Annotated in this window: 18 protein-coding genes; 5 read left to right on the top strand and 13 right to left on the bottom strand. The window is 46.8% G+C overall.

Annotation, left to right across the window (positions count from 1 at the left end; translation table 11 throughout):
* Window positions 1-10: 10 nt before the first annotated feature.
* Window positions 11-847: a bifunctional DNA-formamidopyrimidine glycosylase/DNA-(apurinic or apyrimidinic site) lyase gene (gene mutM / locus C2757_RS08035; RefSeq protein ID WP_215374164.1), complete on the top strand. Its 837-nt coding sequence runs from the start codon at window positions 11-13 to the stop codon at window positions 845-847.
* Window positions 832-1,977: an A/G-specific adenine glycosylase gene (mutY, locus tag C2757_RS08030; RefSeq protein WP_215374161.1), complete on the top strand. Its 1,146-nt coding sequence runs from the start codon at window positions 832-834 to the stop codon at window positions 1,975-1,977. Before mutM ends, mutY begins: the two co-directional genes overlap by 16 nt.
* Here the strand turns inward: mutY and rapZ are convergent.
* From rapZ to C2757_RS07985, 9 genes are all read right to left on the bottom strand, one after another.
* A complete protein-coding gene (gene rapZ, locus C2757_RS08025) occupies window positions 1,922-2,812 on the bottom strand; it encodes an RNase adapter RapZ (RefSeq protein WP_215374158.1) in 891 nt (296 codons plus the stop codon). The genes mutY and rapZ overlap by 56 nt on opposite strands.
* Before the next feature lie 3 nt (window positions 2,813-2,815).
* On the bottom strand, window positions 2,816-3,802 hold the full coding sequence (hprK, locus tag C2757_RS08020) for an HPr(Ser) kinase/phosphatase (protein WP_215374155.1): 987 nt from the start codon (window positions 3,800-3,802) through the stop codon (window positions 2,816-2,818).
* Window positions 3,799-4,260, bottom strand: a complete 462-nt coding sequence (locus C2757_RS08015) for a PTS sugar transporter subunit IIA (protein ID WP_215374153.1) — start codon at window positions 4,258-4,260, stop codon at window positions 3,799-3,801. The genes hprK and C2757_RS08015 overlap by 4 nt, the downstream gene beginning before the upstream one ends.
* Window positions 4,261-4,293: 33 nt before the next feature.
* Entirely contained in the window at window positions 4,294-4,617 is a 324-nt protein-coding gene (gene hpf, locus C2757_RS08010) for a ribosome hibernation-promoting factor, HPF/YfiA family (RefSeq protein ID WP_215374151.1), read from the bottom strand.
* 184 nt (window positions 4,618-4,801) lie between these two features.
* Window positions 4,802-5,569: an LPS export ABC transporter ATP-binding protein gene (gene lptB / locus C2757_RS08005; protein WP_215374149.1), complete on the bottom strand. Its 768-nt coding sequence runs from the start codon at window positions 5,567-5,569 to the stop codon at window positions 4,802-4,804.
* Window positions 5,566-6,132 (bottom strand): lipopolysaccharide transport periplasmic protein LptA, encoded by a 567-nt coding sequence (gene lptA, locus C2757_RS08000; RefSeq protein ID WP_215374146.1) that lies wholly within the window; start codon window positions 6,130-6,132, stop codon window positions 5,566-5,568. Before lptA ends, lptB begins: the two co-directional genes overlap by 4 nt.
* Window positions 6,129-6,776: an LPS export ABC transporter periplasmic protein LptC gene (gene lptC, locus C2757_RS07995; RefSeq protein WP_215374143.1), complete on the bottom strand. Its 648-nt coding sequence runs from the start codon at window positions 6,774-6,776 to the stop codon at window positions 6,129-6,131. Before lptC ends, lptA begins: the two co-directional genes overlap by 4 nt.
* A 3-nt stretch (window positions 6,777-6,779) precedes the next feature.
* Entirely contained in the window at window positions 6,780-7,352 is a 573-nt protein-coding gene (locus C2757_RS07990; protein ID WP_215374140.1) for an HAD family hydrolase, read from the bottom strand.
* 21 nt (window positions 7,353-7,373) lie between these two features.
* The gene (locus tag C2757_RS07985) at window positions 7,374-8,366 is read right to left on the bottom strand and encodes an SIS domain-containing protein (RefSeq protein ID WP_215374137.1); all 993 of its coding nucleotides are present in this window, start codon (window positions 8,364-8,366) and stop codon (window positions 7,374-7,376) included.
* Between the two features lie 11 nt (window positions 8,367-8,377).
* Between C2757_RS07985 and C2757_RS07980 the strand changes: the two genes are divergently transcribed.
* On the top strand, window positions 8,378-10,360 hold the full coding sequence (locus C2757_RS07980; protein ID WP_215374134.1) for a monovalent cation:proton antiporter-2 (CPA2) family protein: 1,983 nt from the start codon (window positions 8,378-8,380) through the stop codon (window positions 10,358-10,360).
* Window positions 10,361-10,362: 2 nt separating this feature from the next.
* Here C2757_RS07980 and uvrA read toward each other — a convergent pair whose 3' ends face one another.
* Window positions 10,363-13,284, bottom strand: coding sequence for an excinuclease ABC subunit UvrA (uvrA, locus tag C2757_RS07975; protein WP_215374131.1), 2,922 nt, complete (start codon window positions 13,282-13,284; stop codon window positions 10,363-10,365).
* Window positions 13,285-13,321: 37 nt separating this feature from the next.
* Here uvrA and C2757_RS07970 point away from each other — a divergent pair, with 37 nt between their 5' ends.
* Window positions 13,322-14,506 (top strand): MFS transporter, encoded by a 1,185-nt coding sequence (locus C2757_RS07970; RefSeq protein WP_215374129.1) that lies wholly within the window; start codon window positions 13,322-13,324, stop codon window positions 14,504-14,506.
* 79 nt (window positions 14,507-14,585) lie between these two features.
* Window positions 14,586-15,041, top strand: a complete 456-nt coding sequence (ssb, locus tag C2757_RS07965; RefSeq protein WP_215295892.1) for a single-stranded DNA-binding protein — start codon at window positions 14,586-14,588, stop codon at window positions 15,039-15,041.
* A gap of 78 nt (window positions 15,042-15,119) precedes the next feature.
* Here ssb and queF read toward each other — a convergent pair whose 3' ends face one another.
* The 3 genes from queF to ilvA are packed head-to-tail and all read right to left on the bottom strand — an operon-like array spanning window position 15,120 to window position 18,407.
* Window positions 15,120-15,947, bottom strand: coding sequence for an NADPH-dependent 7-cyano-7-deazaguanine reductase QueF (queF, locus tag C2757_RS07960; RefSeq protein WP_215374126.1), 828 nt, complete (start codon window positions 15,945-15,947; stop codon window positions 15,120-15,122).
* Between the two features lie 18 nt (window positions 15,948-15,965).
* The gene (locus C2757_RS07955) at window positions 15,966-16,874 is read right to left on the bottom strand and encodes a 5'-nucleotidase (RefSeq protein WP_215374124.1); all 909 of its coding nucleotides are present in this window, start codon (window positions 16,872-16,874) and stop codon (window positions 15,966-15,968) included.
* Between the two features lie 12 nt (window positions 16,875-16,886).
* Window positions 16,887-18,407 carry a threonine ammonia-lyase, biosynthetic gene (gene ilvA, locus C2757_RS07950; RefSeq protein WP_215374121.1) on the bottom strand — a complete coding sequence of 507 codons (1,521 nt, stop codon included), beginning with the start codon at window positions 18,405-18,407 and terminating at the stop codon, window positions 16,887-16,889.
* Window positions 18,408-18,510: the final 103 nt, after the last annotated feature.

Below are 18,510 nucleotides of genomic sequence, written 5' to 3'. Positions count from 1 at the left end.
CAATCCCTGTATGCCAGAACTTCCAGAAGTAGAAGTCACCCGTTTAGGAATTACCCCTCATCTTGAAGGGCGTAAGGTCAGCGTCGTCAAAGTGCTTGATGGGCGCTTGCGTTGGCCGGTGCCCAGCAATTTACCCAAGATTTTGCCTGGACAAACAGTCCAATCAATTGCCCGACGTGGTAAATACTTGCTTCTTGAAATGGATACTGGACATTTACTCATCCATTTGGGCATGACCGGAACTTTGCGGGTCTTACCGAGTGCAGAGCCCTTGAAGACCCATGATCGAGTGACGCTAGAGTTTGGCAAATTGAGTCTGCGTTTGCATGACCCCAGAAAATTTGGTGCAGTGTTATGGCATCCCAGAACAAAAGGCCCAATTGAAAAGAATACCCTTTTGCAAAAATTGGGAGTCGAACCTTTTTCTGCAGAATTCGCAGGCGAGCTTGGCGCCCAAGTGCTGTATCAGAGTTCTCGAAAGCGTACTGTTGCAGTTAAGCAATTTCTATTGGCTGGACAAGCAGTTGTTGGTGTTGGCAACATCTATTGTTCGGAAAGTTTATTTGATGCAGGCATTCATCCTGCAAAACCTGCGGGTAAATTGACGCGCCCCCAATGTGTACGACTGGCTAATGCAGTGCGATCAATTCTAAAAAAAGCCATTGCTGCAGGGGGTAGTAGTTTGAAAGATTTTGTGAACAGTGACGGAGACCCTGGACATTTCATGGTGCAAACCAAAGTCTATGATCGCAAGGGATTGCCTTGCAAAGTTTGCAAAACCCCCATTTCACAAATTGTCCAAGGGCAACGCTCCACCTATTTCTGTCCCCAATGTCAAAAGCGCTAAGCGATACTTTTGCTGCTCGGCTGATTGCCTGGCACGGCCATAGCGGTCGCTCTGGTTTACCTTGGCAAGGGAACCGAGATCCCTATGCAGTATGGGTTTCAGAGATCATGCTCCAGCAAACGCAAGTTACAACCGTACTAGAGCGCTATCCCCGATTTATGAAGCGTTTTCCCACCGTCAAAAAATTGGCTGCTGCGGATATTGATGAAGTATTGGCGGAGTGGGCCGGTTTAGGTTATTACTCGCGGGCCAGAAATTTGCATACTTGTGCACAACAAGTGATGCAAGAATTTTCTGGAAAATTTCCAAGTGATCCTGCCCTACTTGAGCAGTTAAAGGGTATTGGTCGATCGACTGCGGGTGCGATTGCAGCATTTGCTTTTCATGAACGAGCGCCGATTCTTGATGCCAACGTCAAAAGAATTTTGGCAAGATTGTTTGCTGTTGAGGGCTCAATTCAGAATAAGGTGGTGAATGACCGCCTATGGCAATTGGCAACAGCGTTATTACCTAATGATCCACAAGATATGCCGGTGTATACACAGGCCTTGATGGATTTTGGCGCTACTTGGTGTACCGCACGCAAACCAGTTTGTTTAGGCTCCGAAAGAAAATGCCCTTTTGAAAAAGCTTGCCAAGCAAATCTTAGTGATCAAGTACTTGCCTTGCCTCAGAAGGTTGTCAAAGCTAAATCTCCTGAATTCGATTGCGACATGGTATTGATTCGGTCTGGGAATTCGGTGCTATTGCAAAAACGTCCAAGTAAAGCAATCTGGGGCGGGCTATGGTGTTTGCCAGAGTCTGCTTGGAGACCTAAGGCTGCTCAGGCTTTAAGGGCTCCCCCAGCATTAGAGCAACTGCTAGCAGCAACTTTGCCACAAGAGAAGGTGGGGCGATTACTGAAGTCGTGTCAACAGCTATTTCAGGGCGAGCAAATCAAACATGTATTTACGCACCGTCGTTTATGGATGCAAATTTGGGAGTTGGATTTTATAAAACCACTGGAATTTTCAAATCCAGATGTGCAGTGGGTCGCGCTAAATCAACTGGGTCGCTATGGATTGCCGCAACCAATTAAGATTTTGCTACAGGGATTGAGTCAAGCTCGCGATGGCGATCTAAAAAATTAAGCTGTAGATCAGCTAAATCTTTTTGTGCACGGAAGTGTTCGCTAATCCGATTGACTAAGTAGACGGAGCGATGTTGGCCACCAGTACAGCCAATAGCAACTGTCAAGTAGCTGCGGCCATCAGCAATATAGTGAGGTAACCATTTATCAATAAATTGAATAATGTCATTTTCCATGCTGATGACTGCAGGAATTTTTTCAAGAAATTCTTTAACGGGCTTATCGTTGCCAGTTAAGGGCCTGAGGTCTTTATCGTAATGGGGGTTGGGGAGACAGCGCGCATCAAATACTAAGTCAGCATCACTAGGAACCCCCTTTTTGAATCCGAAAGATTCAAAGATGATTGAAAGGCCAAGAGGTTTATCTTTAAGAAGATCACCAATCCAGGAGCGTAATGCGTGTGCAGGGAGATTGCTTGTATCAATCGTATGCGCTTGTGGGCGCAGGGGCTCCAGCAAATTACGTTCTTTATCGATTGCTTCAATTAAGGTAACGGACTCAGATTGAGTGGTATTGCCTGATAAAGGGTGACGCCTGCGCGTTTCAGAAAAGCGCTGAACTAAAGCATCGGTATTGGCGTTTAAGAAAACTACACGAACTTGATGATTGCGCCTTAAATTTTCAAGAATTGATGGAAGATCAGCAATCGACTGGCCACGACGGGCATCAATGGCGACTGCAATGCGTTCACTATTTTCTTTTTCTAGGGTGCTGATGAGGCTTTCTAGTAGAGATACGGGTAGATTGTCTACACAGTCATATCCTGCATCCTCAAATGCTCTCAAGGCAACTGATTTACCCGAGCCAGAGATTCCGGTAATCAGATTAATTTGCATGGCTTAGAGGAGTCGACCTTGGGATTTGACAGAGTCAGCCTCTGCATTCATTTGCTGACGTTGACGCTCTATAAATTCTTTTAGGGTATCAATACCGCGCAATTGCAAAATCGTATTACGAACAGCTGCTTCAACTAGAACAGCTAAGTTGCGACCAGCCGCCACTTGAATTTTCACGGTGCGAATGGGTACACCTAAGACATCAATATGTTGAGCTTCAAGAGGCAGTCTTTCAAACTCTCCATCCGTCCTGCGAACCAGTTGAACAATTAAACGGAGCTTCAGTTTGCGACGCACTGCAGTTTCACCAAAGATAGTGCGAATATCTAATAGCCCTAGGCCACGTACTTCGAGCAGATTGCGCAAAATTACAGGGCAGCGGCCTTCAATATAGTCTGGACCAAGACGGGCAAAATCTACCGCATCATCTGCTACTAAACCATGGCCGCGAGAAATCAATTCAAGACCCAGCTCGCTCTTACCCAAGCCAGAGTCCCCGGTAAGCAAGACTCCCAAACCTAAGATATCCATAAATACCCCATGCATTGTGATTTGGGGTGCGCCAATTTTGGTCAGGTAGATACGCAGATGATCAATCACTTCTGCTGCGGAGATCGACGTTGTAAATAAGGGAGTAGAAGAGCGCTGGCAAAAAAGCTGAAGGTCTGGATCTGCAGTTTTACCATCCGCCACAATGACGCAGGGTGGCGTTTTTGAAATCAAATTGGCAATTTGTTCTTGTCTTTGTTTTGGTTCTAGTGCCGCGTGGTAATCCACCTCTTGCTCACCAAAAATTTGTATGCGACTCGGGTGAATGAGGTTTAAGTGGCCAACCAAATCTGAACTGGCTGCAGCTGCTTTTACTGCTTCTGTTGGAAAGGTGCGGTCAGCCCCTTCTAATCCACCAATCCAAGAAAATTTGAGATCGGCTACGTTGTCATCAAAAATCTGCTGAGCAGTTACTCCCTCTAGGAGTAAGGGCTGTGTCATTTTGCTGCACCCCAGTGCTGTAGTTTTTCACATACCTTTGCAGGATCCGTAGCAGTGGATAGAAATTCACGCGTGTCGGCATCTGACAATAACTGAGCAATTGAAGACAAAATTTCTAAATGTTGTTGAGTCGCTTTTTCTGGAACTAACAAAAAGATCAAAATGGAGACGGGCTGACCATCTGGAGCGGCAAAATCAATGGGGTCTTTTAGTCTCATGAAAGCAGCGCTTGGCTGCTTTAAACCTTTGACACGCCCATGAGGAATGGCTACGCCAGCTCCGAGAGCGGTAGAGCCTAAATCTTCACGAGCATTGAGGAATTCAACGACAGCATTTGCATCGATACCTACTTGTTTGGCAAAGAGGTTCCCAGCTGCTGCAAATGCATCAGATCTGCTTTTGGCAGGATTCTCTAATGCAATGCAGTCAGGGGTAAAAAGATTGGTCAGGGCATTCATTGCAATTGATTATAGGTGTCCTGACGACAAGACTTACTCAAATCGCTTTTCGTGATGGTGGTCCTGGATCTTTTCCTTGTGCTTAACCACTTGCCGTTCCAACTTATCGACCACGGCATCCATCGCGTGGTAAAGGTCGGCATTGTGAGCTTCAGCAAACAATTCCTTGCCTTTGAGGTGAATGGTGATCTCGGCGCTCTGACGTAGATCCTTCTCTTTGGCGTTATCCACAACCAGAAAGGCGGAGGCATCAATTACATGGTCAAAGTGCTTGCGAATTTTGGCCATCCCAGCTTCAAGATGTGTGCGCATGGCTGGTGTTACTTCTACATGGCGGCTATTAATCTTTAAATTCATTAGCATCTCCTCGGATATACGCGTGCGCATGCTCATGCATGGGGTGCGCAGCAAGCCCCTGAAATGATTTGAGCAGTATTTTGGGAAAGGAACATCATGAACCTCCAGCGTATCAGCGAATTTGCCGAAATCCAAGAGGGAAAACGATTTTTATTCAATAAAACGGCCAGAAAGACCGTCCAGATTACATCCGGAAGTTTTCGCCCAAATAAACCCTACGGACAGCATCATTTTGGATGATTTGATCGGGCTTACCTTCAGCAAGAACGCTACCCTCGCTAATAATGTAAGCGTGGTCACAAATACCCAAGGTTTCCCGTACGTTATGGTCAGTAATCAGAACGCCAATTTGGCGATCGCGTAGGAAGCGCACAATCCGCTGAATTTCCCCAACAGCAATAGGGTCAACACCGGCAAATGGTTCATCCAACAAGATAAATTTGGGTTGAGATGCCAGTGCTCTTGCGATTTCAACGCGACGACGCTCACCGCCCGATAGTGATAGGGCGGGATTGTTGCGCAGATGACTGATTTGAAGTTCACCCAGAAGCTCATCGAGACGATTGGCAATTTCAGCTTTGGTCAGAGGTTTGCCGCCTTGAACTTGAAGCTCTAGAACAGCCTGAATATTCTCCGCAACATTCAGCTTTCTAAATACTGAAGCTTCCTGTGGAAGATAAGACAGACCCATACGAGCGCGCTCGTGGATTGGTAGGTGGGTAATATCTGCGCCATCCAGAACAATATTGCCGCCGTCCAAAGGGACTAAGCCAACGATCATGTAGAACGAAGTTGTTTTGCCAGCACCATTAGGCCCAAGAAGTCCTACTACTTCTCCGCATTTCACCTCGATAGAGACATCTCGTACAACGGTTCTAGAGCCGTAGCGCTTTTGTAAGTGATGCGCGCTAAGGGTTGCAGTGTGATTGGTCTGAGCTAAATCCGTTGTCATTTCTCTAGTGTGGCTTTTCGTCTTGGTGAAAGGATTGCTCTTGCCAAAGGCAGATCATCCGGCTTTGCGTCCTGAGGAGGGGTAACCCGATAGTACTGCTTTACATCGTCATACTCAATTTTCCAGCCACGTAACTGGTCGAGCATTTGCACATTGAGGAGGCGCTTTAAATTAGCATCACCAGTAAGTGTCAGGATCTCAGTTTTGGCGTTATAAGCAACTTGATTGGCTGTGCCCTGCATGAATTCATCCTCAGGTCCTTCACGTCGCTGGCGAAAGCTAGCAATGGTGTTTTGCGAGCCCTTCACATCAACAAATTCATATCCTTCTGGGTCAACCTGTATGTGACCATCTTCTCCGGTGACAACGATGGTTCCTTTAATGAGCAAGATTTGACCATTTAGGTCATAGACCTGTTGAACATCGTTTACCGATACTTTTTCAGCTTCGAGAATCAAAGGTTTATCTCGATCCGCTTTTTCCGCACAGGTATATCCACTGATACTCAGCCCGAAAAGCAAGGCAATGAAAAATGCACTGGTGGAGCGAGAATGTACCTTCATTGTTGTGGACTTCCTCGCGGTGCGCGCTCAATACGTCCTTTTACTTGACCCAAGAGCGTCATGCTTTGTTCAACATTATGAAAAATGCCACCTTCGGTGGAGTGCATGATTGACATGCCTTGTTCAAGCGTAATGGGTCTATCTGATTCAATGATGTCATCATTAATCAGTACCTTGAAATAACTGGAAGTTGCCAGCATGCGAAGGGTAGCCGGTTCGGTAGCGGTGGCAGCCTGCGCGGGCCGGAAGATACTGGCATTGTCAATTAAGTCGAGAATGGTGAGATCACCATCAAGGTGGCCGGTATCAGATTTGACCGTTACCGGGGCCTTATCGGGCTGGAACAAGCGCATGCGGGGCGTCGCAATATCAATCGAAGCATCATCATCATAGTGCGTGACTTTATTACCCAAGATTCGATACTTGGTATTGCCAAGTTCATTGAGGGCTGAAAGCGTACCATTGTTGATGGTGTAATCCGGCTCATGAAGTCTGACGCGCTCAAGTGGAGATTTTTCATGTGGTGTATTTTTTTGGACTAGCCAAAAAGTCAGCAGTGTTAGTACACCCATTAACAGCAATGGCATGAGGCGCAACAGTGTGCGACCAATGCTTTGCTTAATATGTTGAGAGCTTAATTGCATTGCTTAACTACTGGCCTTGCTGAGCAATTCCTCATAGCGGTTTTGCGCTTTCAAAATCAGATCGCACACTTCTCGCACAGCGCTATTGCCACCAGTTCGCGAGGTGACAAAATGCGCCATCTCTTTAACGGCATCATGGGCTTGGGCAGGGCAAATTCTGAAACCCGCATTTTTCATCATCGCTAAATCTGGCCAGTCATCACCCATTACCGCACAATCAGCAGCGCTTAATTGCAAGCCTTTGAGTATCTGATCTAGAGCGACTGCTTTATTTGCAACGCCCATGTGAACCTGTTTAATTCCCAGTTCTTCGCAGCGGGCTAAAACCATTTTTGAGTTGCGACCAGTGATGATCGCGGTGGGAATGCCACACTGCTCTAATAATTTAATACCTAGACCATCTTGAATATCAAACGCTTTTAGCGATTCTTTACCATCTGCACCAATCCATACTTGCCCATTGGTTAAAACACCATCAACATCTAAGACTAGAAGCTTGACAGCGCCCGCGCGCTCCCATGCTTGGGGATACTGTGCAAGAGGATTGGTATTGTGGGTGTTAAACGCGCTGGGCATAAAGTTTAATAGGATGAATGACTAAATCACTTTTGCAGCAAATAAATCATGCAAATTGAGTGCGCCTAGTAGTTGACCATTGATGTCGGTAACCACAAGATGATTAATGCGGTGTTTTTCCATCATCTCAATGGCTTCTTCGGCAAGCAGTTCTGGCGGAATCGTCCGTGGTGCTGGCGTCGTTGCGCTTTTTAGTGTGATGCCATCTAGGTTGGTATTTTTTTCCAATAAACGACGTAAATCACCATCGGTCAAAATACCAAATACTTTTTTGTTGCTATCTAAGGTGACCACCATACCCATGCGTTTAGAGGTCATTTCTAGAAGAGCTTCCTGTAAGGATGCATCAATGGAAATCTTTGGTGTGTCATCAAAGCTGCGCATCACTTCACTGACGTGACTGAGTTGCTTGCGACCTAGTCTGCCACCTGGATGTGAGCGAATAAAATCCTCTGCTTCAAAACCTCTGGCATCTAAAAGTGCAACAGCTAAAGCATCGCCCATGGCGAGCGCAGCAGTAGTGCTAGTGGTTGGCGCAAGATTGAGTGGGCACGCTTCTTTTTCAACGCTAGTATCTAAATGCGCATCTGCCAATTTAGCGAGTGAGGAGTTCGGCGCACCAGTCAGTGCAATCAGTTTTGCACCAGTGCGTTTCACGATGGGAACGATAGTTAGCAATTCTTCGGTTTCACCGGAATTGGATAGGGCAACAAAAACGTCGTCCCTAGTCACCATGCCTAAATCACCATGGCTGGCTTCCGCTGGGTGAACAAAAAAAGCGGGTGAACCAGTTGAGGCAAAGGTGGCGGCAATTTTGCGCGCAATGTGGCCCGATTTGCCGATGCCGGAAACGACGATTCTGCCTTTGCAGCCATGTAATAGATCAACAGCGAGCACTAGGGCATCAGCATTGGCCCCTTCAAGGCGATCGCGCATGGTTTGCAGTGCAGCAGCCTCGATTGTGAGGGTGTCGCGCGCAAGCTTTAGGGTACGTTCACGAGTCTTAGCTATCATCGAGTAAGTATATGCCGTCAGTCCTTCAGTTAACTCTCATTCTCTTGGCCTCTGGTGTGGCCGGAGTGCTTATTTTCCGCTATTTTGGCTTACCCCCCATTTTGGGGTATTTGGCCATTGGGGTTCTGATTGGCCCCAATGCTCTGGGTATCGCCAATGATTCAGCTACCGTCAAGTATTTGGCGGAGTTTGGCGTAGTTTTCCTAATGTTTTCCATTGGCCTGGAATTTAACCTCCATAAGTTACGGGCAATGCGCAAGATCGTATTTGGTCTGGGTGGCAGCCAGGTCATTTTGACAATGCTCTTGGCCGTTCCAGCCAGCCTTTTGATGAACTGGATTTACCCCATTTCTTGGCAGGCTGCGATTGCCCTTGGCGGTGCTTTAGCGATGTCTTCCACCGCGATTGTGACGAAGCTGATTTCGGATCGCTCCGAGCTTGAGGCAGAGCATGGGCGAAATGTTGTAGGTATCTTACTATTCCAAGATTTGGCAGTCGTGTTCTTATTGATCTTGCTGCCTTCCTTAGGAAAAAATCCTAAGGATCTATTTTTTGCTCTGACAACAGCCTCTATCAAGATCACGGTTGCATTGACCTTGATTTTCTTTATTGGTCAGACACTCATGAGTCGCTGGTTCAGATTGGTTGCCAAGTTACGTTCGCAAGAGTTATTCATGCTCAATCTCTTGCTGATTGTTTTGGGTATGGCCGGCCTTACAGAGCACTTTGGCCTATCTCTAGCCTTAGGCGCATTTCTCGCCGGCATGTTGATTTCAGAGACGCCATACCGACATCAAGTGGAAGAGGACGTTAAACCATTTCGCGATGTTTTATTGGGATTATTTTTTATTACTATCGGGATGCTCCTGGATTTCAGGGTGATCCAGGAGCAGTGGCTATTGGTATTGGCGCTCTTGGTGGGCCCACTCTTATTTAAATTCGGCTTAATCACTTTGTTATCCAGAGTGTTTGGATCAAGTCCTGGCATCTCCATTAGAACTGGGCTATGTTTAGCACAAGCTGGTGAGTTTGGATTTGTTTTGCTGACTCAAATTGATGGTTTGGATTTGATTGATCCCACATTGAGTCAGGCGGTTCTTGCTGCAATGCTGCTCTCCATGTTTTGCGCACCATTCTTGGTTGAAAACAGCGACCGCATTGCGATGCGCTTTTCCAGTAATGAGTGGTTATTACAGTCACTCGCATTAACGCGTGTAGCTGCCAAGAGTGTGCGGAATGAAAATCACGTCGTTATTTGCGGCTTTGGACGTTCTGGTCAAAGTTTGGCAAGGATGCTTGATCAAGAAAAAATTCCTTATATCGCTTTAGACCTAGATCCAAATCGCGTAAAAGAGGCGGCTGCTGCTGGCGATAACGTGGTCTATGGGGATGCGAGTCGTGAGAACTATTTAATGGCTGCTGGACTATCACGGGCTAAGGCCGTAGTGATTACCTATGCCGATAGTGCAGCAAGTATGCGCGTGCTGCGCCAGGTTGAGCATTTGCGTCCCGGGATGACGGTACTTGTTCGTACTAGAGACGACTCTGACATCGCCAAGCTGCAAGCTGCAGGTGCTACAGAAGTTGTTCCAGAATTGATTGAAGGCAGCCTCATGATGGCATCCCATGTCCTACTTATCATGGGCGTACCAATGCGCAAGGTAGTTCGCAGAATTACGACGGCCCGTGAGGAGCGCTATAGCTTATTAAGGGGCTATTTCCGGGGTTCAGCAGATGATGACTTTGGGTCGAATGAGTCTTGGCGTTTGCATTCAGTTACTTTGCTTCCGCATTCACAGGCAGTTGGGAAAACTTTAGATCAACTTGATCTCGAAAATGAAGGTATCAGCGTTCAAGCTGTGCGTCGCAAAGAGACAAACTCAGACTATGTGAAATTGCCTCTGAGTCCAGAACTTGAGCTGCGCGCAAATGACATTTTAGTAATCTCAGGAAATTCGGAGGCAATTGACTTGGCTGAAGCTAAATTGCTCTGAGATTAATGGGTTGCTTTTGCCTTCTCGCTCACTTTTTTCTTAACCACAACAGGCTTAGCAGCTTTAGGCTTAAGTAATGGCGCCAAGTAGTGGCCAGTAAAGCTCGCTGGATTTTTGGCAACCTCTTCCGGAGTGCCTGTGGCAATAATTTGACCGCCGCCTGCGCCACCCTTGGGTCCTAAATCAATAATCCAATCCGCAGTCTTAATCACATCCAGGTTGTGCTCAATGATGACGATGGTATTGCCTTGTTTCTTCAGAGTTTGGATTACTGTGAGCAAAAGTTGAATGTCATGGAAATGCAAGCCTGTTGTTGGCTCATCCAAGATGTAAAGCGTTCTGCCAGTATCTCTTTTAGAAAGTTCAAGAGATAACTTCACGCGCTGCGCTTCACCGCCAGATAAGGTAGTGGCGCTTTGTCCAAGCTTTACATAACCGAGGCCAACATCAAGCAGTGTTTTGAGCTTGCGCTTTACAACCGGTACTGCTTCAAAAAATTCATGGGCTTGCTCAATAGTCATTGAGAGCACTTCATGAATATTTTTACCTTTGTACCGAATATCTAAAGTTTCCCGGTTGTAACGCTTGCCATGACAAACGTCACAAGGAACGTATACGTCAGGCAAGAAGTGCATTTCCACCTTCAGAACGCCATCACCTTCACAGGCATCGCAACGACCACCTTTGACGTTAAAGGAGAAGCGCCCAGCTTCATAGCCACGCTCACGTGCCGCTGGGACACCCGCAAATAGTTCACGAATTGGGGTAAACAAGCCGGTATACGTTGCCGGATTAGAACGTGGTGTTCTGCCAATCGGTGATTGGTCAACACTAATCACTTTGTCAAAATGCTCTAAACCTTTCATTGCATCGTGTGCTGCAGGTTCTGCATTAGAGCCATAGAGATGTTGGGCTACAGCATGGTGCAAGGTGTCGTTAATTAGAGTGGATTTTCCTGAGCCTGAAACGCCTGTGACACAAGTCAGCAGTCCTACGGGAATCTGGGCATGCACTGATTGCAAGTTGTTACCACGAGCTCCAATGATTTCAAGAAAGCGATCATTTACCGGAATACGTTTTTCTGGAACGGCAATGGCTTCGCGACCTGAGAGATAAGCGCCAGTCAGAGAGTTCGGATTGGCCTCGACTTCCTCAGGGGTCCCCTGAGCAACAATCTCGCCACCATGAACGCCGGCGCCAGGGCCAATATCGATTACCCAGTCAGAAGCACGAATCATGTCCTCATCGTGCTCAACCACTAAAACACTATTTCCTAAATCACGCAGATGTTTCAAGGTGCCGATGAGGCGATCGTTATCACGTTGATGTAGACCAATCGATGGTTCATCCAATACATACATTACGCCAGTCAAGCCGGAGCCAATCTGGCTGGCTAAGCGAATACGCTGGGCTTCACCACCGGAGAGGGTGTCAGCACTACGCTCCAGAGAAAGGTAGTCTAGGCCAACATCATTTAAGAAACGCAAGCGTGCGCTGATCTCATTCACAATCTTGTCGGCGATTTCACGTTTGGCACCTTTGAGTTCAAGCGCCTCAAAATATTCTTTTGCATCTTTCAGCGGTAAGGCGCTGATCTCATAAATGGCGCGGGATTGTTTCTTTTCGCCTACTTTGACAAAGCGTGCCTCTTTGCGCAAACGACTACCATTGCACTCAGGGCAAATTTGAATATTTTGGTAACGGGCTAATTCTTCACGCACTGTGACAGAGTCAGTTTCGCGATAGCGGCGCTCAAAGTTCGCAACGATGCCTTCAAAAGCATGTTCACGAATACTATTTTTGCCACGCTCATTGATGTATTCAAACGGAATCGTGACATCGCCTGATCCCAATAGGATGAGATCTTGTTGTTTCTTGGAGAGAGTTTCAAATGGCTTCTCAACATCGAAGCCACCATGCTTTGCCAGGGTCTGCAATAGCTTGAAGTAGAACTGATTACGTCGGTCCCAGCCTTTAATTGCTCCTGAAGCAAGGGAGAGGTCTGGATGCGCCACGATGCGCTTGGGGTCAAAGAAAGACTGATGACCTAAGCCATCGCATGAGGGGCAAGCACCCATCGGATTATTAAATGAGAAGAGGCGTGGCTCTAACTCTTGAAGTGAGTAGGAGCAAACCGGACAAGCAAACTTGCTCGAGAAAATCATTTCTTTGCCGGTATCCATATCAACGATCATGGCTTTACCGTCAGCGAGACGAAGTGCTGTTTCAAAAGATTCCGCAAGACGTTGCTGAATATCGGGACGCACTTTAATGCGATCGACTACGACTTCAATGGAGTGTTTATCGTTTTTCTTCAGGGTTGGAAGTTGATCAACTTCAAAGATTTCTGCTTTGGCAGCATTAGCTGTGCCGCCACCAGAGCGCACCCGAAAGCGCACAAAGCCTTGTGCCTGTAGATCTTGGAAGAGGTCAACAAACTCACCTTTACGCTCACTGACTACTGGAGCCAGAATCATCAACTTTGTATCTTCAGGCATCGACAGTACGGTATCGACCATTTGTGAAACGCTTTGCGCCTCGAGTGGCAGATCATGGTCGGGACAATGTGGAGTGCCTGCACGTGCAAAGAGCAAACGCAAGTAATCGTGGATTTCAGTAACGGTACCCACAGTTGAGCGCGGGTTGTGACTGGTCGCTTTTTGTTCAATGGAGATCGCTGGTGAAAGCCCTTCAATCGTATCAACGTCCGGCTTTTCCATTAACTGCAAGAATTGACGAGCGTATGCAGAAAGCGATTCCACATAACGACGTTGACCTTCAGCATAAAGTGTGTCGAAAGCCAAGGAGCTTTTGCCAGAACCAGATAAACCAGTGAGAACGACAAGTTTCTCTCTAGGGATGTCTAGATTGATGTTTTTGAGGTTGTGGGTGCGGGCACCGCGGATCTTAATTTCGTTATTCATGATTTTTTTGCTTAACTTGTTAATATAGCTCTTTCCCATGAATCCTTCTGAACTCCGCTCCACTCTGGCCTTAGCAGGCATCTTTGGCCTCCGTATGCTGGGCCTATTTCTGCTATTACCCGTATTTAGCATCCATGCTCGGGGCTTACCGGGTGGGGAGCATGCCCTCTGGGTCGGTTTGACCCTGGGGATCTTTAATATTGTTCAGGCCTGTTTCTATATCCCCTTAGGGCGTTTATCGGATCGAATTGGGCGCAAACCGGTTGTTTTATGGGGCCTTTCCTTATTTGTAGCGGGAGCATTGATTTGCGCAGCCAAAGATGACCTCCTCTGGATAGCTATTGGGCGTGGGGTGATGGGTGCTGGTGCAGTATCGGCCGCTATTTCGGCCTGGGTAGCTGATTTAACCAGAGAGCAGGTACGAACTCGAGCCATGGCTCTGGTAGGCGGCAGTATCGCCTTGTCTTTTGCCTTATCCCTGGTGATCGCAGCACCAATTTATCGGGCAATTAGCCTCAGTGGAATTTTTATTGTTCTGGCAGTACTGGGTGTGATCGCCATGTTTGTAAGCTACTACGTTTTACCATCGAGTAAGCCGGAAGCAAAAGTTCAACAAGCCTCATTGAAAGAAGTTTTCTTTCGTCCAGAGTTAATGCGTTTGAACTTGGGTGTCTTCGTACTGCACGCTACTCAAGTAGCCATGTTCTTAGTGGTACCACGTTTATTGGTGCAAGCCGGCTTGCCACTTTCTTCACACTGGGAAATTTATCTGCCAGTCGTTTTGCTTTCTTTTGTATTCATGGCACCCGCAATTATTTTCGGCGAAAAGAAGCAGAAATTAAGAACAGTATTGTTGGTTGCGATTATTTTGTTATTCACTGCTGAAATAGTATTCATGCAGGCTAATTCAGTGATGGCTATTGCAGCGGCTCTACTCATTTATTTTGTAGGCTTTAATTTACTTGAAGCTTTGCAACCCTCTTTGGTGTCACGTTTTGCAAAAGAATCCAAGGGCACTGCACTGGGCGTTTACAACACCACCCAATCGATTGGCTTGTTTATGGGTGCTGCTATTGGGGGTTATTTAATGGATAGCCATGGCGATTTATCGGTCTTTGCAATGGGCGCAGCGCTCTTAGTTTGCTGGCTTATAATCGCTTGGTCGATGGGCGAAATGCCAACAAGAGCAGCAGAATCAAAGGACGTAGCCACAGAGACGTAACCGTAGCTTCATTGGTTTCATTTAAGTTTGCATCATTTTTTAGTAGTAATAACAGCAGCATTTTTCTTCGGGAGACAACATGGCTTCGGTAAATAAGGTCATCATCGTAGGTAACGTAGGACGCGATCCAGAAACGCGTTATATGCCAAGCGGCGACGCCGTTACCAATATTTCAGTAGCAACATCTGATCGCTACAAAGACAAACAAACTGGCGAAATGAAAGAAACCACAGAATGGCATCGTGTTGCATTCTTTGGCAAACTTGCAGAAATCGCTGGTCAATACCTCAAAAAAGGTTCGCAGGTTTATGTTGAAGGTCGTTTGCGTACCCGCAAGTGGACTGATGCTAGTGGCCAAGAAAAGTATTCCACTGAGATCGTTGCAGAAACAATGCAAATGCTTGGTGGCAAGCCTGTAGGCGGAAGTGGTGATGGTGGCGAAAGCTATGCACGCTCAAAGCCGGCTGAGCAGTCGGCTCCAGCCTCATCAAATGCTGCTTCACTAGGCGCAATGGATGACGATATCCCGTTCTAAGCGGCACTGACTGTAACAATAAAAACCCCTTCTAGGATTTCCTACAAGGGGTTTTTATTTATCTGGATTTAGGCAAAGTTATTGTCTTGCATGCCGAACATTATCCGGCCATGGTGAATTGTGATCGGTTCTAAATGGGTTGATATCTAGGCCACCACGCCGTGTATAGCGCGCATACACAGAGAGTTTTTCTGGTTTGCACTGACGCTTTATGTCTGTAAAGATGGTTTCAACACAGTGCTCATGAAATTCACCAAGATTTCTAAAGCCAATCAGGTAGCGCAATAAACCTTCTTCAAGAATTGGCCTGCCTTGATAGCGAATTTGCACGCTGGCCCAGTCAGGCTGGCCGGTCACTGGACAATTAGATTTGAGGAGATGTGAAACCAGACATTGCTCAATAGGACCAAAAGACGCATTCACTCCCAGTAGGCTTGGGTCTGCAGGTAAGTTTGGATCTACTTCAAGATCGAGGCGATCCATCAGGATGCCACCCATCTCTTGCATCCCCTTTTTAGCAATGGACTCCGTTGGGTTGATGCGAGTGCTGATTTTGCTGCCAGCCACCGCAGATAAATCAGCGATCAGTCTCTCTCTCACTTCATGTTCATCTTCAAAATGAGCGCTGTTGAGGCTATTAAGGTAGAGCTTGAAGGATTTAGATTCAATCATGTTGGGTGAGTCTGCTGGAATCTGAAACTCGGCTAATGCAATTTGTGGCTTACCTTTTTTGTTGAGCCAGCTGAGCTCAAAAGCATTCCAAATATCAACGCCGACAAAGGGCAATGCTTGATCTGCTTTGAGGCCAAGCTTTTTTCTATTTTCAACTCTAGGAATTGGAAATAACAAACTCGGATCATATTGATCTGGGTATTGTGTTGATTGTCCAAGCGGTAATGTTGCCATGAATTGCTTCGTCTATTTTTAGCTTTTAGGTCTATTCGATACGCCTGATACAACGTGGCCAGTCGGGGCAACAGAGGCTGCTGATTGACAATGTCCAGTCTGGTCATCAAAGAAAAAGTCTGGCTCAAACTCGCGTAAGAATTCACTCTTGGAAAGGCCACCCAAAAACATGGCTTCATCGACATCAATGCCCCATGCCATTAGCGTACGAATAGCGCGTTCATGTGCTGGTGCAGAGCGTGCAGTTACTAGGGCAGTACGAATGCGCATACCGTTTTCACTGGTGGAGCGCTGCAGTCTATGGAGGGCCTCTAGTAAGGGTTTAAAAGGACCTGGAGGCAGTGGAATATCAACCTTTTTACTCTCGTGATCGACGAAAGCTTCAAGCCCCTTTTTCTGAAAGACTTGCTCTGCTTCATCTGAAAAGAGCACTGCATCTCCGTCAAACGCAATACGGATTTCATTAGGGTGCGACTCGGCGGTTTTGCTGGACTCGGGATAGACACGTGCAGCAGGGAAGCCCGCATCAATTGTTGCTCTAACATCATCTTCATTTGCAGATAAAAAGAGGTTGGCATGTAATGAGCGCAAATAGTGATAGGGAGGCCGGCCTCTTGTAAATACGCCGCGCTCGAGATGAAGGCCATGATGCTCAGCAGAGCGGAATACCCGTAACCCACTCACGGGATCATTTCGGGAGAGGATAACAACTTCAACCCGTTGCTCACCTTCCTCGTTAAATGCGAGCAGTTTTTTAACCAATGGAAAGGCAACCCCAGTCTGAGCGGCAATACCCAAGCGCTCAAGCTGTAATTTCATATATGCACTATCGTCGGTGGATTCGAAGATGCGATTCTCTTCCTCAAAATCAAACAGGGCGCGCGAGGAGATCGCAACGACAAGTTTTCCAGTGAGTGTGTATGACATGTTTGCTAGATCTTATTTGAGGAATAAACGATAAGCTGGGTTATTACTCTCATCCCAATGGGGGTAGCCCAATTTCGCCAAGAAGGTTTGGAATTTCTTCTGTTCATTTTGGGGAACCTGAATACCGACCAAGATACGACCATAGTCAGCGCCATGATTCCGATAGTGGAATAAGCTGATATTCCAGTTAGGTGCCATGCTGGTTAAGAACTTCATGAGTGCACCCGGACGCTCTGGAAACTCAAAGCGGTAGAGCAACTCATCTTTGGCAAGGGCAGAGTGGCCACCAACCATATGACGTAAATGAGACTTTGCTAACTCATCATGTGTGAGATCGATCGTTGCAAACTTCGCTTTGCGGAAATGTTTAGCAATCGCTTCACTATCACCCGCTTTTTGTGTGCCAATACCTACAAAAATATGTGCTTCACTTTGATCGCCAATGCGATAGTTAAATTCAGTGACATTACGCTTGCCGAGTAATTCACAGAAGCGCTTAAAGGAGCCACGCTCTTCAGGAATCGTTACTGCAAATACAGCTTCACGAAACTCGCCAACGTCTGCACGCTCTGCCACAAAGCGCAGACGGCTAAAGTTCATATTGGCGCCGCACGCAACTGCCACCAAGGTTTTCTTCTTAATATGTTTTTGTTCTACGTATTTCTTCATGCCGGCAATAGCTAAGGCACCAGCAGGCTCCAGAATACTGCGAGTATCCGTAAAGACATCGTTAATAGCCGCACAGATTTCATCGGTATCAACTGTGACAATTTCGTCTACAACTTTTTTGCAGATACGAAAAGTTTCTTTGCCAACCAATTTGACGGCAGTGCCATCTGAAAATAAACCGACATCCTTCATCTCAATACGTTTGTTTGCTTTGAGTGATTGATTCATCGCATCGGAGTCCGATGCTTGAACGCCAATGACTTTAGTTTTTGGGCTGACTGCTTTGATGTATTCACCGATACCTGAAATCAAGCCACCACCACCAATTGCTACAAAAACTGCATCGATGGGTTTTTCGTATTGAGTAAAAATCTCATGAGCAATCGTGCCTTGACCAGCGATGACGTCAGGATCATCAAAAGGATGAACAAAGGTCAGCCCCCGTTTTTTGCCAAGCACTTCAGAATGTTGAAAAGCGTCACTGTATGACTCGCCGTGAAGAATGACCTCTACCCAAGACCCGCCTCGAGCCTTAACGGCATCGATTTTGACGCTAGGTGTTGTCACGGGCATCACGATGACTGCCTTGCATTTCATTTTGGCTGCAGCTAGAGCGACTCCCTGCGCATGATTGCCTGCAGAGGCGGCAATAACACCGCGTTTTAAGGCTTCTGGGGGTAAATGGGCCATCTTGTTATAGGCGCCCCGTAGTTTGAAAGAGAAAACCGGCTGGTTATCCTCCCTTTTTAGGAGTACTTGATTGCCTAAACGCTTGGTGAGTTCAGGGGCGAGCTGGAGCTCGGTCTCTCTGGCCACGTCGTAGACGCGAGCCGATAAAATTTTCTTTAAATAGTTCGTTGCCATCCAATGAGCGTACCACGGATGGCTCCTAAGCCCTTAGATTTGCAAGGGTTTATTACTTTGGACAACAACTTTCCCAGTTTCCTGCCACTATCAGGTTCGCTCA

The organism is Polynucleobacter sp. MWH-Svant-W18 (assembly GCF_018687495.1).
Classification (GTDB): domain Bacteria; phylum Pseudomonadota; class Gammaproteobacteria; order Burkholderiales; family Burkholderiaceae; genus Polynucleobacter.
The sequence above is the reverse complement of the archived record's forward strand: the minus strand, read 5'-3'. Positions and strand labels throughout refer to the sequence as shown.

Excerpts from the sequence above, each read along its gene's own strand:
- mutM (WP_215374164.1), top strand. The coding sequence starts at position 11 with ATGCCAGAACTTCCAGAAGTAGAAGTCACCCGTTTAGGAATTACCCCT.
- mutY (WP_215374161.1), top strand. The coding sequence starts at position 832 with ATGTCAAAAGCGCTAAGCGATACTTTTGCTGCTCGGCTGATTGCCTGG.
- rapZ (WP_215374158.1), bottom strand. The coding sequence starts at position 2,812 with ATGCAAATTAATCTGATTACCGGAATCTCTGGCTCGGGTAAATCAGTT.
- hprK (WP_215374155.1), bottom strand. The coding sequence starts at position 3,802 with ATGACACAGCCCTTACTCCTAGAGGGAGTAACTGCTCAGCAGATTTTT.
- C2757_RS08015 (WP_215374153.1), bottom strand. The coding sequence starts at position 4,260 with ATGAATGCCCTGACCAATCTTTTTACCCCTGACTGCATTGCATTAGAG.
- hpf (WP_215374151.1), bottom strand. The coding sequence starts at position 4,617 with ATGAATTTAAAGATTAATAGCCGCCATGTAGAAGTAACACCAGCCATG.
- lptB (WP_215374149.1), bottom strand. The coding sequence starts at position 5,569 with ATGACAACGGATTTAGCTCAGACCAATCACACTGCAACCCTTAGCGCG.
- lptA (WP_215374146.1), bottom strand. The coding sequence starts at position 6,132 with ATGAAGGTACATTCTCGCTCCACCAGTGCATTTTTCATTGCCTTGCTT.
- lptC (WP_215374143.1), bottom strand. The coding sequence starts at position 6,776 with ATGCAATTAAGCTCTCAACATATTAAGCAAAGCATTGGTCGCACACTG.
- C2757_RS07990 (WP_215374140.1), bottom strand. The coding sequence starts at position 7,352 with ATGCCCAGCGCGTTTAACACCCACAATACCAATCCTCTTGCACAGTAT.
- C2757_RS07985 (WP_215374137.1), bottom strand. The coding sequence starts at position 8,366 with ATGATAGCTAAGACTCGTGAACGTACCCTAAAGCTTGCGCGCGACACC.
- C2757_RS07980 (WP_215374134.1), top strand. The coding sequence starts at position 8,378 with ATGCCGTCAGTCCTTCAGTTAACTCTCATTCTCTTGGCCTCTGGTGTG.
- uvrA (WP_215374131.1), bottom strand. The coding sequence starts at position 13,284 with ATGAATAACGAAATTAAGATCCGCGGTGCCCGCACCCACAACCTCAAA.
- C2757_RS07970 (WP_215374129.1), top strand. The coding sequence starts at position 13,322 with ATGAATCCTTCTGAACTCCGCTCCACTCTGGCCTTAGCAGGCATCTTT.
- ssb (WP_215295892.1), top strand. The coding sequence starts at position 14,586 with ATGGCTTCGGTAAATAAGGTCATCATCGTAGGTAACGTAGGACGCGAT.
- queF (WP_215374126.1), bottom strand. The coding sequence starts at position 15,947 with ATGGCAACATTACCGCTTGGACAATCAACACAATACCCAGATCAATAT.
- C2757_RS07955 (WP_215374124.1), bottom strand. The coding sequence starts at position 16,874 with ATGTCATACACACTCACTGGAAAACTTGTCGTTGCGATCTCCTCGCGC.
- ilvA (WP_215374121.1), bottom strand. The coding sequence starts at position 18,407 with ATGGCAACGAACTATTTAAAGAAAATTTTATCGGCTCGCGTCTACGAC.